Origin of the sequence: Mesorhizobium sp. M4A.F.Ca.ET.022.05.2.1 (assembly GCF_003998845.1) — a bacterium.
GTDB lineage: Bacteria > Pseudomonadota > Alphaproteobacteria > Rhizobiales > Rhizobiaceae > Mesorhizobium.
In genome coordinates this window covers 1-14,780 of record NZ_RZOJ01000001.1, presented here as the reverse complement: position 1 = coordinate 14,780, position 14,780 = coordinate 1, and the positions used below count along the sequence as shown (strand labels likewise).

Genomic DNA, 14,780 nt, shown 5'->3' with positions numbered 1-14,780 from the left:
CGCTGGCCGACATAACTGGCCAGCCGCATCAATGCGTCTCGGCAGTATGGTCGCGAGACGTCGATCAAATTCGCAAGGGGACATCGCAACATTCCCCGACCGATAAGTGCTTAGGGATGATGGAGCAACTTAGGGCGCTGATACGGGACGACCTGCCAGAAGAATCGTGCAATGTGGATGTTTAGTCTACGTCAAAACCGGCATGACGGCCGTTTGAACCCAAAAAACAACACTTGAACCGGGCAAAATCTACGAGATACGAATGTCGTTGCTGGGACCGATTGCATCACGTCGTCCGGAGGGGACAATGCCTCGAACTCACTGTCGGTGCCCCACTCCTACTATCCGACCGGGTGATCGGTAGTTTCCTACCGGGAGCCGTTGCCCCAGCACCGACGCCGGAGTTTGGAACGCTGCGCAATCAGCCTTACCGAAAAGAAGCCCAATTCGCGCCGGGGGGATTGCCGATCAAATGACTTCGTAGTTTGCGGCGGGAATAGACCTTTTGGCATGCCGCTCCCCTATTGAGGTGTCGGGGGAGCGGTTAACCCACGGGCGGTTGTGGTGATATCCCGGTCGCGCTTACGAGATAAACGGCAATAACTCGAAGCGATGGCAAAGTCCCGTGCATGCCGAGACAGCCATCTGGCGGCGAGTTCCGCCCGATGTTCTTTACGCACAACGAGTCTGCGCCCGGCTGTTCCTACACACCAGGGCGCTATCAAATGACAAGAAAGGCGGCCGGAAGGTAGGATCAAAACCAAGTATTTGATATTGTGGTGCCGCCGAAGCTTGGGAAATGGAGGACTTTAGTATGACCGCTTACCGTGATGGCCCAGCTTCCTCGAAGTTCCGGTCTGTTAGATTCGAGGGCAATGTTTCATTTGAAGAACTTGCAGAACATCCAGACATATCAGCGGATCTGGCGAAGGCCCTTCCCTTTGCGCATTCCGGTTCGTGTGTGGCCTGGGGCATTCCTTTCGAGATCGGGCGACCAGTTTTGCTTCGGAATGGCCAAGTTACAGTTTCGATTTCTCAGACGACTGCTCAGTGGTTTGTATTTTTGCATACCTCAGATATTCGATCGCTTGCCGCCGATGCGAACGGATTTATCTCCCCGATGCGAGGAATTGGCCAACTTGGCGAGCATGCAGCTGACTACGTTCTAATTTACGAAGATGGTTCCGAGGAAAGGACAGCAATCCGGCGGAGGTATCAGGTTGGCTCGTTCCAGTTCCGATGGGGAGACAAATGTCTCCAATCAGTAACGGCCACGAAACCACGCCCTCTCTCACTAAATACCCGTGAACAGACGAGGCTGATCAACGACACCACTTTTCAGAATCCGACCGTTCAGTGGGGAGAACGCCAGACGCAACTCGTCTTTGAGGACCCTACACCATACCATAACTTCGTGTGGGCTTTCCAAAATCCGCATCCCGAGAAGCCGGTTAAGGCAATCAGGTTCGAACCAGTTTGCGGTACTTTGCTTATCTCTGGAGTTGCGGCGGGCAATGCTCGTTCAATGCCGCTCCGCTGGGAAAAGCGAAAGAAAGCACTGCTCAGAATGTCATCCAAATTGAGCCACGATTCCGCTCGGCAGCATAGTCTCTTGGAGCATATACAACTCGATCTGGGGCAAGTTATTTCGATGGCCCCACGGCTCGTCTACCCTACGGACGACTGGGAACAAACACGCCAAAATCTAGAGCCCGGTACGACGTTCAATGAAGTGATCGTCGAGTACGCCGCGCACGAGGACGCTGCCTTCCACATGAAGGACGGTAGTCGCATCCCTGTCCAGGACCTGGAAGAATGCACTACTCAGGGTGAATTCAGCTTGGAGCCAATAGCTCCAGCGGACCAGCGAGTTATCCTTCGCGTTGTCGAGGCAGGAACCAAAAAGCTTCTCCCGGTCAAGCTTCACGTGCATGGTTCGATCGGGGAGTACCTCGCTCCGTTAGACCGAATGCGCAACCCGAATCCAGAATGGTTCGAGAATTACAGCCCCGACTTTTTTCACGGCAATCATCTCGCCACCTATATTTCCGGGCTATCAACGATCGATTTGCCGTTAGGCCAGGTCTTCCTGGAAATCACAAAAGGATTCGAGATTAAGCCGATCCGGAGAAGGTTCGAAATTACACGGGAAACCGAAGAGATTACATTGGAGGTAGAAAGGGCTCTCCATTGGCGTGAAAACGGCTGGGTCACTGCCGATACGCACGTCCACTTCCTTTCTCCGTCAACAGCCATGCTAGAAGGTGCCGCGGAGGGCGTAAACGTCATCAATCTTCTTGCCAGCCAATGGGGTGAGCTGATGACCAACGTTGGCGATTTCGATGGTCGCAGCACTTTTGGTACAAAGGCCGCTGGAGGTGACGGCGAATTTCTGGTGCGCGTCGGCACCGAGAACCGCCAGCATGTCCTTGGTCACATATCGCTTCTCGGCTATTCAGGCAGTATGATTTTGCCGCTGTGCTCCGGCGGCCCTGACGAATCGGCCATTGGCGACCCAGTCGACGTGCTCCTCACTGAATGGGCACGGCAATGCCGAAAGCAGGGCGGGCTAGTCGTCCTGCCCCACTTTCCGGACCCCCGGCTGGAGAACGCTGCGACGATAGTTCTTCAGGAGGCGGACGCGATTGAACTCTACCTGGAAAAGGACCCTTACCGGGGCATTGATCCGTATTCACTTTCCGATTGGTATCGCTATCTGAACAACGGCTATCTGCTCCCGGCGGTAGCTGGAACCGACAAGCAAGCGGCTCGATATGCTGGTCGAGCAGTGGGAGCAATTCGGACCTACGCGAAAATTCCAGATCACCAGGAGTTTTCTTACGAGACATGGATGGATGCTGTTCGCAAAGGCCATACATTCGTGACTTATGGTCCCCTCATGGATTTCACTGTTGAGGGAAAGCCCATGGGAAGCCGGATAAGCATGCCTTCGTCAGGAGGGACGATCGACATCAGCTGGCAAGTGGCGAGCGTAATAGTCCCGATGACCACGATACAGCTTGTTGTCAATGGTGAAATCAGGGAAACGCGCGCGCTGAAAGCAAACCAGGATGCCGGAACTTGGTCGGTGCGGGTCACGAAAAGTTCCTGGTTAGCATTGCTGGTTCGCGCCAAGTACGACGACAAGCCTGAAATAATTGCGGCTCATTCTTCTGCAGTAATGATCCATGTCGAAGGCTCCGAATTCTTTGCCGCTGCTGACGCACTCACGATCCTGGAGCAGATCGAGGGCGCAATGGCTTACGTCGACACGATGGGAACGCGCGCCGAAGCGAAACGACATAAAGAAATGCGCCTTGTGCTTGAGTCTGCATATCGGCGCCTTCACAACCGAATGCATACGATGGGATTTGACCACACGCATTCTGTTGGAACACACCATGACTAAAAAAGGCACTTAAAGTGTGCACGGGCTGCATCGACGTAATCGCCCTCAGCATGACAAGTATTTGGTCGGGCAGGGGATTGGTTCACCTGCTACAGCCTCGCCCAGCATCTGATATCTTAGGAAGGGACTATTATGATTTCAAATGGAACGAAGTTTGGAGTTGTGCTCGCCTTCGTCGCAAGCATGCCAGCCATTGCCTCCGCGCATACTGGGGTGGGAGATACCAGTGGGTTCCTCCATGGCATTAGCCATCCGATATGTGGGGTAGACCATATCCTGGCGATGGTAATGGTCGGTTTATTTGCCTATCAACTGGGCGGCAGAGCTCTGTGGCTCATACCGACAATGTTTGTTTTGATGATGGCTCTCGGCGGAGCGCTCGGCGCCTCAAGTGCCTATCTCCCGCACGCGGAGCTCGGTATCGCCTTGTCGGTAATCGTGCTTGGCGGCATCGTTGCGCTCAAGGTGAAAGCACCGGTCGGAATTGCTACGGGCGTCGTCGGCTGTTTCGCGATCTTCCACGGTTACGCACATGGAGCGGAGATGCCCGAGAATGCGAGCGGTTTTGCGTATGCCGCGGGATTCATGATTGCAACTGCGCTACTGCACGCAACCGGCATCGCGGTCAGTTTTCAAATCGAAAAAGCAAGCGAACGCTACAGTCGAGTCGTGATGCAGTGTGCTGAGGGGATAGCAGCTCTAGCGGGCTTCGGCTTCTTGACTGGAGTTTTCTAGGAGCGAGGCGTTAGGGGCCAGGAGCTGATTATTCGCATTGAAATCGAGCCTGCTTTTCTTCGCTACGTTCGCATTGGATTGGGTTACCTGATACTTAATTTTGCTCAACATTTCGCAGTGTCGACCTTTACATGCATTTCTCTCTCGAGTGCAGGCCAGCAGAAAAATCGACACAAAAATAGGCCGTTGTAAGATCAACATGAGGCAGGCCGACTCACACTATTCGACCCCGCGATCGGTTGTAGCCGCGATCCTCGGATTTGTGAATGCCTCACACGACCTTGAAAGCACCGGCTATCGATCTGGGCGTTTAACCTGCGAGCTAGATGCGGAGCCAGAGTCCGCCCTCCAGGGAGAGCGCAAAATTATCATTTTTTGGAATAAGAAAGTTCGATAAAAGTTATTTTTGTGGACCGCTAGCTGTTTTTACCTATGCTTTAGCCACTGCTGCTCGCAGGTGGAAAATTGCGGCGCAGAGGGTGCGTGCCAATAGCTTCGCCTAAATGTCGGGACGAGAAAAACGTGGCTCACCCCGCAGCGGAGCAGCCGAGGCTAGCCGAATCGGAGAGATAAATGACGCAGTATTATGACGTTGAAGCGGTGAGGAAGCTATTTCCTGTCGTCGAGAAAATGACCTACCTCGACTCCGGCTTCCAGACGCCGATGTCAACGCCGGTCAAGCAAGCCTTTGAAGCTTTTATAAAGGAAAGTTATGAGACAGCTGGTCCGAAATCCGTGTGGATTGACCGCATGGAAGAAACTCGGGCCAAGGTCGCGGCTTTGCTGAACGCGGCCACCGAAGAAATTGCATTCACGAAAAACACGTCCGAAGCGATGAACATTGCCGCGAACGCTCTTCCGCTGAAGGCGGGGGACAATGTTCTGATGATCCATGGCGACCATCCCAACAACACCTACGCATTCCTGAACCTGACGAAGAAGGGCGTCGAGGTCCGCTTCATTCCCATGACGGAAATCGTCAACGCCGACAGCTTCCGCCCACACCTCGACGCTAATACCAAAGCAATCTCGATATCGTATGTGGCTTTCCATGCAGGCCATCGCTTCGATATCGAAAGCGTAGGTGCGCTCTGCAAGGAAAAGAACCTCTACTTCGTCATCGATGTTATGCAGGCGGTTGGCGTCGTGCCGATCGATGCAAAGAAAGTCGGCGCCACCTTCATCGGCTCCGGTACACACAAGGGACTCCTAGTTCCCCAAGGGTTGGGCCTGCTCTATTGGGATCGGATCCGCACGGAATTGGAGCCTGCGTATCTTGCGGCAATCAGCCTCGAAAATCCGCCAGCGGACTTCATCGCCCGCCCTAGCGACATGGGATTGGCTCGCACTGCAGGCCGCTTCGAAATCGGCAACTTCAACCTGCCGGCAATTCAGGGGCTCGGCGCGGCTCTCGATCTGATCAACGACATCGGTATCGAGAAGATTCAGGCTCATTGTTTCGATTTGGGCGACAGGCTGATAGCGGGGCTTGATGCGCTCAACATCACGCTTGTTGGCCCCCGAGACCGCTCCAACCGTGCACCGCATATCTACGTCGCCGCGCTGCCAGCCGATGAATGGATTGACTACTTCGCCTCTAAGGATGTGCGCGTCTCGCCCGAGCGCGATGGCATCCGCATCTCACTTGCCATGTTCAACACCGCTTCCGACATCGATCGCGTCCTGGACGTCATCAAGGAACGCGGCAACACAGCCGGCCGCTCCTCAAAGGCCGCCTGATGCATTCTCGGTCCAGTCCGGGCGCGTGGTGTCGGCATGAAGGATGCCAGGGAAGCGGCAATGCGCTTTCTCTCGAAGGTTTCGCATCCCCGATCAGGCGGGAACAAGTATCCCAGCCAGCTTTCGGGCGGCCAGCAGTTTTGGCAATCGTGCGCGCTTTGCATGAAGCCGCAGATCATGCTTTTCGATGAACTGACTTCAGCCCTTGATCCGGAAATGGTGAAGGTCCACACGATGGTTGGTCTCGCCGCCGAAGGCATGACGATGATCTACGTCACCCATGAGATGGGCTTTGCCAGAGAGGTCGCCGATCGCGTCTTCATGGACATGGGAACGATTGTCGAACAGGACCCGCCGGATACCTTTCTTTCCGTCCCGAAGAGCGACCGCGACCGCGAATTTCTTAAACAGATCATCCACCGAACCCCAGCGCTTGCAACAGTGCCGGTTTCCGCAAATCATGCGAGGGTATACCGTGACGGACGCTCCACAAATCGAACGCATTGAGAAAGACCCGCTTGGCCCTGTAAGCATCCCGGTCGATGCTTACTACGGTCCTCAGACGGCGCGGGGCATCGCCAACTTTCCGATCTCGGGTATCCGGATCAGCCATTTTCCGAACTTCATCAAGGCGCTTGCCTACGTGAAAACGGCAGCGGCACGCGCCAACGCCGCGCTCGGCGATCTCGATAAACGAAAGGCCGATGTCATCTGCCAAGTTTGCGAAGAAATCGCGGCGGGCAGGCACCTTGGCGAATTCCCGCTCGATGTGTTTCAGGGCGGTGCCGGGACCTCGACCAACATGAACATCAACGAGGTCATCGCCAACCGCGGCTTGGAAATCATGGGGCTGCCACGGGGAAAATACGATCAGTTGCATCCTAACAACGACGTGAACTTCGCTCAGTCGACAAACGATGTTTATCCAACGGCGATCCGCCTTGCGATCCTTCTTTCACGCGGGCCGTTGCAGCAAGCTTTGGAGAAGCTCGCGGGCGAGTTCGAGGCCAAAGCCGAGAGCTTTTCGGACGTGATCAAGCTTGGCCGGACGCAGTTGCAGGACGCTGTTCCCATGACGCTGGGCCAGGAGTTTCAGGCTTTCGCGACGACACTACGCGAAGATGTGGCCCGTCTCGGTGAGATTGCCGCCTTCTTCCATGAAATCAACCTCGGTGGCACGGCGATTGGCACGGGCATCAATGCGAACCCCGACTATCAGGCGGCAGCTGTCGCGGAGTTGTACGCGATATCCGGCGTGCCCGTCGTCTCGGCCGGAAATCTGATTGAAGCCTGCTGGGATACCGGCGCCTTCGTGCTCTTCTCTGGAATGCTGAAGCGGACGGCCACGAAACTCTCCAAGATCTGCAACGATCTGCGGCTGCTGTCCAGCGGCCCTCGTGGCGGCCTGAACGAAATCAATTTGCCAGCGCTTCAGCCCGGCTCCTCGATCATGCCCGGAAAGGTCAATCCTGTGGTGCCGGAGGTGGTCAACCAGGTCGCCTTCCAGATCATCGGTTACGATCTCACAATTACTCTCGCTTCCGAAGCGGGGCAGCTGCAGTTGAACGTGATGGAGCCGGTCATCGCCTACAACATACTGCACTCGCTGGAGCTTCTGACCAATGCCGTCGACGTTCTGCGCACGAAATGCGTCGTGGGCATTACTGCCAATGCAGAGACTTGCCGCAAACATCTCGAAGCCAGTACCGCCGTTGCAACAGCACTGACGCCAGCGATCGGCTACGAGCGGGCAGCGGAGCTTGCGAAGGAGGTCTTGGCCTCCGGCAAAACTATTCGCGAAGTCCTGGCCGAGCAGCCCGACCTTTCGGAGGATCTAATCGCGCAAACCGCCGATCCGCACCTTTTGACCCGGCCAACGCGATCACGATTGGCATCGTAACAGCAGGCTGAGATCGATAGATTGTTGCGAGGCGGCAAATCCGCCCAATCAAATTGCAAGGAAAAACGTGATGGACGTTCGCGCAGCAGTGGCTACGGAGGCCGGCAAGCCTCTCGAAATCATGACCGTGCAACTCGAGGGACCGCGCGAGGGCGAGGTGCTGGTCGAGATCAAGGCGACCGGCATTTGCCACACCGACGAATTCACGCTGTCGGGCGCGGATCCCGAAGGCCTGTTTCCTGCCATTCTCGGCCATGAGGGCGCCGGCATCGTCGTCGATGTCGGCAAGGGCGTCACCTCGCTCAAGAAGGGCGACCGCGTCATCCCGCTCTACACGCCGGAATGCCGGCAGTGCCCGTCCTGCCTGTCGCGCAAGACCAATCTGTGCACAGCGATCCGCGCCACACAGGGCCAGGGTCTGATGCCCGACGGCTCGTCGCGGTTCTCGATCGGCAAGGACAAGATCTTTCACTATATGGGCTGTTCGACCTTCTCCAACTTCACCGTGCTGCCCGAGATCGCGCTGGCCAAGGTCAATCCCGACGCTCCCTTCGACAAGATCTGCTACATCGGCTGCGGCGTCACCACCGGCATCGGTGCGGTCATCAACACGGCCAAGGTCGAGCAAGGCGCGACCGCCGTCGTCTTCGGCCTCGGCGGCATCGGCCTCAATGTCATCCAGGGCCTGAAGCTCGCCGGCGCCGACATGATCATCGGCGTTGACTTGAACAACGACAAGAAGGCCTGGGGCGAAAAATTCGGCATGACGCATTTCGTCAATCCGAAGGAGATCGACGGCGATATCGTCCCTCACCTGGTCAACATGACCAAGCGCGGCGCCGACCAGATCGGCGGCGCCGACTACACTTTCGACTGCACCGGCAACACCAAGGTGATGCGCCAGGCGCTGGAAGCCTCGCATCGCGGCTGGGGCAAGTCGGTGATCATCGGCGTTGCTGGCGCCGGCCAGGAGATTTCGACGCGGCCGTTCCAGCTGGTCACCGGCCGCACCTGGATGGGCACCGCCTTCGGCGGCGCGCGCGGCCGCACCGACGTGCCGAAGATCGTCGACTGGTACATGGAGGGCAAGATCCAGATCGACCCGATGATCACCCATACGCTGAAGCTTCAGGACATCAACAAGGGTTTTGACCTGATGCACGAGGGCAAGTCGATCCGGAGTGTCGTGGTTTACTGAGGAAGCCGCACGCCGCCGGCCAGCCGGCCGGCGACCTCTGTGGTGAAACATGGGAGGAATGGAATGGCGGAAAAACTGCATCCGAAAATCGACAATGGCCTGCCTAAGGAGAGCGCGAGCTTTGCCGGCGGCACGCTGGTCTGCGCCTGCACCAGCAAGCCGGTGAAGGTGAAGGTCAAGGGCCAGATCGCCCACAACCATGCTTGCGGCTGCACCAAATGCTGGAAGCCTGAGGGCGCTTTATTCTCCGTCGTGGCCGTGGCAGGCACCGGCGACGTCACCGTCGTGGAGAATGGCGACAAGCTGAAGGTGGTCGACCCAAGCGCGCTGATCCAGCGCCATGCCTGCACCGGCTGCGGCGTCCACATGCATGGACCGGTCGAGCGCGACCATCCGTTCAAGGGCCTGAGCTTCATTCATCCCGAGCGTTTCGAGGAAGACGGCTGGTCGCCGCCGGGCTTCACCGCCTTCGTGTCCTCGATCATCGAATCCGGTGTCGATCCAAGCCGTATGGATGGCATCCGGGCACAGTTGAAGTCGATCGGGCTTGAGCCCTATGACTGCCTCAACCCCGGCCTGATGGACTACATCGCTACCTGGACCGCGAAGAAGTCCGGCGCCCTGCCGGCCTGACAAGTTCGAGAATTTCTGCCATGGGGCCGGTCAAAGCCGGCCCCATGTTCGTTTTGGAGGGACGATGCCCGCACCCGTCATCTATGTCGACGCCGACGCCTGCCCGGTCAAGGCCGAGGTCGAGAAGGTCGCGGCGCGCCACGGCATTGTGGTCACCTATGTCTCCAATGGCGGCCTGCGCCCCTCGCGCGATCCGATGATCCGCAACGTCGTGGTGTCCAAGGGCGCCGACGCGGCGGATGACTGGATCGTGGAGAATGCCGTGTCCAACGACATCGTGGTGACGGCCGATATCCCGCTTGCCGCGCGCACCGTGGCGCTCGGCGCGCATGTGCTGGGCCCGACCGGTCGTCCCTTCACGCCCGAGACCATCGGCATGGCGGTGGCGATGCGCGACCTGAAGCAGCATCTGCGCGAGACTGGCGAAAGCAAGGGCTACAATGCCGCCTTCGCGCCGCAGGATCGCTCGCGCTTTCTTGGCGAGCTCGACCGCATCTTGCGGTGGGCGTTGAAATCCGTCACACCGGACTGATCCGAACGCCTTTAGAGGCCGGGCCATGGGTGCCGACACATCCGTCAAAACGCCAATGCATCCGCACATGCAGTTCGCGTTGTCAGCGGCCATTGGCATCGTCGCTTTGCTGCTAGCGTTGCTCCTGCGCGTGCCGCTTGCCTACTCGATCGGCGCCAATGTCTTCTTTGCCGCCTATATCGTTCTGGTCCTCGCCTTGATGCCGAGGCTTACCGGCAACTATCTCAGCAAGAACGCGCGCGCTACCGACCTCCCTGTACTGGGTATCTTTGCAGTTACGCTCTTCATCGTCGGTGTCGCCACCGTTTCACTGTTCCATCTGATCAACCAGAAGGAGGCCGCGCATCCATTCGAGCTCAGCTTCGCCATACTGTCGATACCGCTCGGCTGGTTCACCATCCACGCCATGGCGGCGCTCCACTACGCGCATGTCTACTGGATGAACGGCGACGAGATCGACACCAGCAGCAAGCGGAAGATGCCTGTCGGCGGTCTCGACTTCCCCGGCGACAAGCGGCCCGAGGGCTGGGATTTCCTCTATTTTGCCACCGTCATCGGCATGACCGCGCAGACCGCCGACACTGCCGTCACGACTTCGCACATGCGCCAGGTGGTACTGATCCATTCTATCCTGTCGTTCTTCTTCAACACGGTGATCGTCGCGGCGGCGGTCAACCTGGCGGTCAGCCTCGGCGCACCGTAATAAATCCGTGATCGGATGAAACATCGCTTGGGCCGGCGACGTATTGGAAGGAGAACGAAGATCTGAACTGCGGGAGAACGAAAGCCGATGGAAACCGTTGCCAGGAGCGACCCCGCCGCCGATGCGCCAGCCGCATCGAACGACATGACGCTGATTTACCGCCAGTCGCGCTGGACGCGGCTGACCCACTGGCTCTGGGCGATCGCGTTGTTCTTCATGCTGCTTTCCGGCCTGCAGATCTTCAATGCCCGCCCCCAGCTCTACATCGGCAAGGAATCGGGCTTCGGCTACAACAACACCGTCTTCGCCATCGGCGCCGAGAACACCGATCAGGGTCCGCGCGGCTACACCGAGGTCTTCGGCAGGCGTTTCGACACGACGGGCGTGCTCGGCTGGTCGGGACCGCCCGGTCAGGAGACATCCCGCGCCTTCCCCTCCTGGGCCACGATCCCCTCCTACTATGATCTCGGCACGGCCCGCGTCGTGCATTTCTTCTTCGCCTGGGTGCTCTCCGCCACCCTGCTCGTCTGGCTGGTCGCCGGCCTGATCAATGGCCATGTCCGCCGCGATCTCGCTCCGCGCCTCGACGATCTCCGGCGCCTGCCGCGGGATATCGTCGACCACGCGAAGCTGAAGTTCCATCACACACGCGAATACAACACGCTGCAGAAGATGGCCTATGGCGGCGTGCTGTTCGTGCTCTTGCCGCTGATGATCATCACCGGCCTTGCCATGTCGCCCAGCATGAACGCGGTGCTGCCGTTCCTCAACGACCTGCTCGGTGGAAGGCAGACGGCGCGCACCATCCATTTCACCGTCATGGTGCTGCTCGTCGGCTTCTTCATCATCCACATGCTGATGATCCTTGCCGCCGGCCCGGTCAACGAATTGCGTTCGATCATCACCGGCTGGTACCGCACCGACCCGCCGGCGCATGATGACAACTCGCCCGAGAGGAGCGCCTGAGATGGCGAAGTTTCAGATCAACCGCAGGAAATTCCTGACTTCCGCCAGTCTCGGCCTGTCGGGCATCGCGCTGTCCGGCTGCGATGCTTTCGACAGCGGTCTCGGTGTCGGCGGTGGCCTGCGCAGCTTCCTCGAAAACGCCAATGGCCTGACATACCGGGCCCAGCGCCTGCTGGCCGGCCGTGACGCGCTCGCCCAGGAATTCACTGAGGCCGACATCCGCCAGCCGCAGCGGCCGAACGGCGTCACCGCGCCGGACGACGACACCTACAAGGGGCTGCTTGCCAACAACTTCGCCGACTGGCGCCTTGAAGTCTCCGGCCTCGTTGAGAAGCCGCTGGCGCTGACCCGCGAGCAGCTTCAGAACATGCCGAGCCGCACCCAGATCACCCGCCACGACTGTGTCGAGGGCTGGAGCTGCATCGCCAAATGGACGGGCACGCCGCTGTCTCTGGTTCTCGACCAGGCGGTCGTGAAACCCCAGGCCAGCTATGTCATGTTCCACTGCCTCGACACGATCGACCGGTCTCTCTCCGGCGACATCAAATATTACGGCACCATCGACCTGATCGACGCCCGCCACCCGCAGACGATCCTCGCCTACGGCCTCAACGGCAAGCCGCTGCCGGTCGAGAACGGCGCGCCGCTGCGCGTGCGCGTCGAGCGCCAGCTCGGCTACAAGATGCCGAAATACATCTACAAAATAGAGCTGATCGACAGTTTCGCCGCGATCGGCGGCGGCCGCGGCGGCTATTGGGAGGACAACGGCTACGACTGGTATGGCGGCATTTGAAGACCGTACAGGGTCGAGCCGAGAATAGTGGTCTCCGAGAAGCTGGAGCGGAACGTACTCAAAGTACGCGAGCACGCCTACGCCGGCCGTAGCCTTGGCTGTGCGGCGTCTCACGATCGCTTCGGTCGGCGAAGGCCGGAAGCGCGGGAAACCGCCATTTGCAGGCCGGCATCACCTGAATATCAATGGGCCCTAAGCAACCTTGTCGAGCAGCGGCTTGAGCGCCGGGTGGATTTCCGGCGACGCATGCTTGATCAGCGTCAGCAGCGCGCGCTCGTTCTCGCTGAGCGGCCGGTTCGGGCCGATTCGCTCAGCCAGCCACCTCGCCTCGCCGGCATCGACCGTCTCGGCGCGGCGGGCCATTGCTTCGGCTGCCCGGTTCCTGGCTTCCCAATCGGCCTCGATGTCGTCAGGCGAGCGGTAGGCTTCCATGATGCCGGCGAGGCCGCCCGATACCATGCGGCCGAAAAAGCCACCAATTCCGGGCTCGGCATCATCGAGGAAATTCTCCTGGCGCAGCGCCACCTCGCGCGTCGGCGCCTCGTAGCCGGCCGAACACATGACGAAATTGGCGATCGCCTTGACGAACAACTCGTTCCAGGACGGGTCGTTGCTGGCCGCCGCGGTGCTCTCATTGATCCTGAACAGCACGTCCGCCTCGGCGCGGGTGATCGCGATGTTGCCGTCGCCGCCATAGGCGTAGAGAATGCGGCGCAACAGATCGACCTCGGCCTTGGCCACCAGTCCCGGAACCAGTTGGCCGCCCAGCATCAAAGGTCCCTTGCCGTCGACCACCGCATGCGTGACCTGCTCCAGCGCATAGGCGGAAAGCCGGCTGGGCGACGATTTGGCCTTCTCCAGCACATGCACCAGGAGCTCGAGCTCTGTCAGGCTGTCGACCATGCCGTCGCGCGAGATTGTCCGGATCAGCCAGTCGGCATTGTCCTCGGAGATGTAACCCGTCGGCTTTTCCTGGTGGACGATGTAATCGGTGACCGCCTCGACGAAGAACGCCGGCCATTCCTGGCATTTGTCGCGCGTCGTCTGGTCGAGCGCGAACAGCGCCTCGGCCTCGCCACGGCTCACCATGCCGTCGCCGAACACTTCGCGGCGCGGCATCACCACGTCCTCGGCCGTGATGCGGTTCTTGGAGGTCAGCCCCGCCACCGGAGCGCTCATGATCAGTTCGCCCATTGTCGTCCCCGTCCGCCGCCGGCTGTAGCCGGGCCCAAAAAGGTCGTTTCGGAGCAACATATCGGTAGTGTCTTGAAAAACCGGCAAACCGCGTGGTTAGCGAAGACTTGTCAGCAAGATGTCGCTGGCAGGTGACAAGGTGTCGTTCACAAGCTATGGATGACGAGTCGAGGGCTCACACTTGAGTCCTACCTGTTTGCGGGAGAGAGCAGCGAGCGCTGCCGCCGAAGGGGAAATCGCCCGAAATCTCTCAGGCAAAAGAACCGTAGACGGGAAAGACACTCTGGAAAGTCGGGGCTCACGCCCCGCGCCGAAGGTGTAAGCGCTGCCGACAGAGTTACGGGGCGCGAGTCTCTCAGGCTTCAGACAGAGGGGCACGGACTGGTCGCCATCAGCGGCCGATTGCGTGCGACTCTGGAGATGACATGACGGGCGACGAAACCAAACACCTACCCCTCGAAGATCTGCATAGGGCTGCTGGCGCGCGCTTTGGCGCGTTCGCCGGCTGGTCGATGCCGCTCACCTATCCGGCCGGCGTGATGAAGGAGCACCTTCACACGCGCGAGCATGCCGGGCTGTTCGACATTTCGCACATGAAGCTATTCCTGGTCAGCGGCCCGGGCGCGATTGCGCTGCTCGACCGCGCCTGCCCGCTCGATGCCGGCGCGCTCGATATTTCCCAGTCGAAATACACCTTCTTCCTCAACGAGGCCGCCGGCATCATCGACGACCTCATCATCACCAGGCTTGGCGACGACCGCTTCATGGTCGTCGCCAACGCCGGCAACGCAGCCGTCGACGAGAAGCACCTGCGGGCGCTGGACGGGGATTTCGAGGCAAAGGTGGATGCGCTCGACCGCGTCTTCCTCGCCGTCCAGGGTCCCGAGGCCTGGGCCGCCCTTGCCCGCGCCGGCATCGAGACCGGTGCGCTGCTGTTCATGCACGGCATCGAGCCGGGCGAAAACGGGTGCATGAGC

The 14,780-nt window shown here is 59.1% G+C and carries 11 protein-coding genes, 2 pseudogenes and 1 riboswitch; of the genes and pseudogenes, 12 read left to right on the top strand and 1 reads right to left on the bottom strand.

The window, feature by feature from the left end:
- The first annotated feature begins 814 nt into the window (after positions 1-814).
- The 11 genes and pseudogenes from EN745_RS00065 to EN745_RS00015 all read left to right on the top strand — a co-directional run bounded on the left by EN745_RS00065 (position 815) and on the right by EN745_RS00015 (position 12,609).
- Complete coding sequence (locus tag EN745_RS00065; RefSeq protein WP_127420218.1) at positions 815-3,409, top strand: CehA/McbA family metallohydrolase; 2,595 nt, start codon at positions 815-817, stop codon at positions 3,407-3,409.
- Between the two features lie 132 nt (positions 3,410-3,541).
- Complete coding sequence (locus EN745_RS00060) at positions 3,542-4,144, top strand: HupE/UreJ family protein (protein WP_127420217.1); 603 nt, start codon at positions 3,542-3,544, stop codon at positions 4,142-4,144.
- 573 nt (positions 4,145-4,717) lie between these two features.
- Positions 4,718-5,884, top strand: coding sequence for an aminotransferase class V-fold PLP-dependent enzyme (locus EN745_RS00055; protein WP_127420216.1), 1,167 nt, complete (start codon positions 4,718-4,720; stop codon positions 5,882-5,884).
- Between the two features lie 39 nt (positions 5,885-5,923).
- Positions 5,924-6,304 (top strand): annotated as a pseudogene (gene glnQ / locus EN745_RS00050) (glutamine ABC transporter ATP-binding protein GlnQ); the annotation flags it as partial.
- A 55-nt stretch (positions 6,305-6,359) separates the two neighbouring features.
- Positions 6,360-7,784 carry an aspartate ammonia-lyase gene (locus EN745_RS00045; RefSeq protein ID WP_245487560.1) on the top strand — a complete coding sequence of 475 codons (1,425 nt, stop codon included), beginning with the start codon at positions 6,360-6,362 and terminating at the stop codon, positions 7,782-7,784.
- 70 nt (positions 7,785-7,854) lie between these two features.
- The gene (locus tag EN745_RS00040) at positions 7,855-8,982 is read left to right on the top strand and encodes an S-(hydroxymethyl)glutathione dehydrogenase/class III alcohol dehydrogenase (protein ID WP_127420213.1); all 1,128 of its coding nucleotides are present in this window, start codon (positions 7,855-7,857) and stop codon (positions 8,980-8,982) included.
- Positions 8,983-9,045: 63 nt separating this feature from the next.
- Positions 9,046-9,615 carry an S-(hydroxymethyl)glutathione synthase gene (gene gfa, locus EN745_RS00035; RefSeq protein WP_126054285.1) on the top strand — a complete coding sequence of 190 codons (570 nt, stop codon included), beginning with the start codon at positions 9,046-9,048 and terminating at the stop codon, positions 9,613-9,615.
- A gap of 64 nt (positions 9,616-9,679) precedes the next feature.
- Complete coding sequence (locus EN745_RS00030; RefSeq protein ID WP_126054284.1) at positions 9,680-10,147, top strand: YaiI/YqxD family protein; 468 nt, start codon at positions 9,680-9,682, stop codon at positions 10,145-10,147.
- Positions 10,148-10,172: 25 nt separating this feature from the next.
- Positions 10,173-10,850: a DUF1345 domain-containing protein gene (locus tag EN745_RS00025; protein ID WP_126054283.1), complete on the top strand. Its 678-nt coding sequence runs from the start codon at positions 10,173-10,175 to the stop codon at positions 10,848-10,850.
- Positions 10,851-10,994: 144 nt separating this feature from the next.
- Positions 10,995-11,816 carry a cytochrome b/b6 domain-containing protein gene (locus EN745_RS00020; protein WP_245487572.1) on the top strand — a complete coding sequence of 274 codons (822 nt, stop codon included), beginning with the start codon at positions 10,995-10,997 and terminating at the stop codon, positions 11,814-11,816.
- Between the two features lies 1 nt (position 11,817).
- Positions 11,818-12,609, top strand: coding sequence for a molybdopterin-binding protein (locus EN745_RS00015; RefSeq protein WP_126054281.1), 792 nt, complete (start codon positions 11,818-11,820; stop codon positions 12,607-12,609).
- Between the two features lie 192 nt (positions 12,610-12,801).
- Here the strand turns inward: EN745_RS00015 and EN745_RS00010 are convergent, their stop codons facing one another.
- On the bottom strand, positions 12,802-13,803 hold the full coding sequence (locus EN745_RS00010; RefSeq protein WP_127420211.1) for a hypothetical protein: 1,002 nt from the start codon (positions 13,801-13,803) through the stop codon (positions 12,802-12,804).
- A 189-nt stretch (positions 13,804-13,992) separates the two neighbouring features.
- Positions 13,993-14,079: riboswitch (glycine riboswitch) on the top strand.
- A gap of 149 nt (positions 14,080-14,228) precedes the next feature.
- Here EN745_RS00010 and EN745_RS00005 point away from each other — a divergent pair.
- Positions 14,229-14,780: pseudogene (locus tag EN745_RS00005) on the top strand (glycine cleavage system aminomethyltransferase T); the annotation flags it as partial.

Excerpts from the sequence above, each read along its gene's own strand:
- EN745_RS00065 (WP_127420218.1), top strand. The coding sequence starts at position 815 with ATGACCGCTTACCGTGATGGCCCAGCTTCCTCGAAGTTCCGGTCTGTT.
- EN745_RS00060 (WP_127420217.1), top strand. The coding sequence starts at position 3,542 with ATGATTTCAAATGGAACGAAGTTTGGAGTTGTGCTCGCCTTCGTCGCA.
- EN745_RS00055 (WP_127420216.1), top strand. The coding sequence starts at position 4,718 with ATGACGCAGTATTATGACGTTGAAGCGGTGAGGAAGCTATTTCCTGTC.
- EN745_RS00040 (WP_127420213.1), top strand. The coding sequence starts at position 7,855 with ATGGACGTTCGCGCAGCAGTGGCTACGGAGGCCGGCAAGCCTCTCGAA.
- gfa (WP_126054285.1), top strand. The coding sequence starts at position 9,046 with ATGGCGGAAAAACTGCATCCGAAAATCGACAATGGCCTGCCTAAGGAG.
- EN745_RS00030 (WP_126054284.1), top strand. The coding sequence starts at position 9,680 with ATGCCCGCACCCGTCATCTATGTCGACGCCGACGCCTGCCCGGTCAAG.
- EN745_RS00025 (WP_126054283.1), top strand. The coding sequence starts at position 10,173 with ATGGGTGCCGACACATCCGTCAAAACGCCAATGCATCCGCACATGCAG.
- EN745_RS00020 (WP_245487572.1), top strand. The coding sequence starts at position 10,995 with ATGACGCTGATTTACCGCCAGTCGCGCTGGACGCGGCTGACCCACTGG.
- EN745_RS00015 (WP_126054281.1), top strand. The coding sequence starts at position 11,818 with ATGGCGAAGTTTCAGATCAACCGCAGGAAATTCCTGACTTCCGCCAGT.
- EN745_RS00010 (WP_127420211.1), bottom strand. The coding sequence starts at position 13,803 with ATGGGCGAACTGATCATGAGCGCTCCGGTGGCGGGGCTGACCTCCAAG.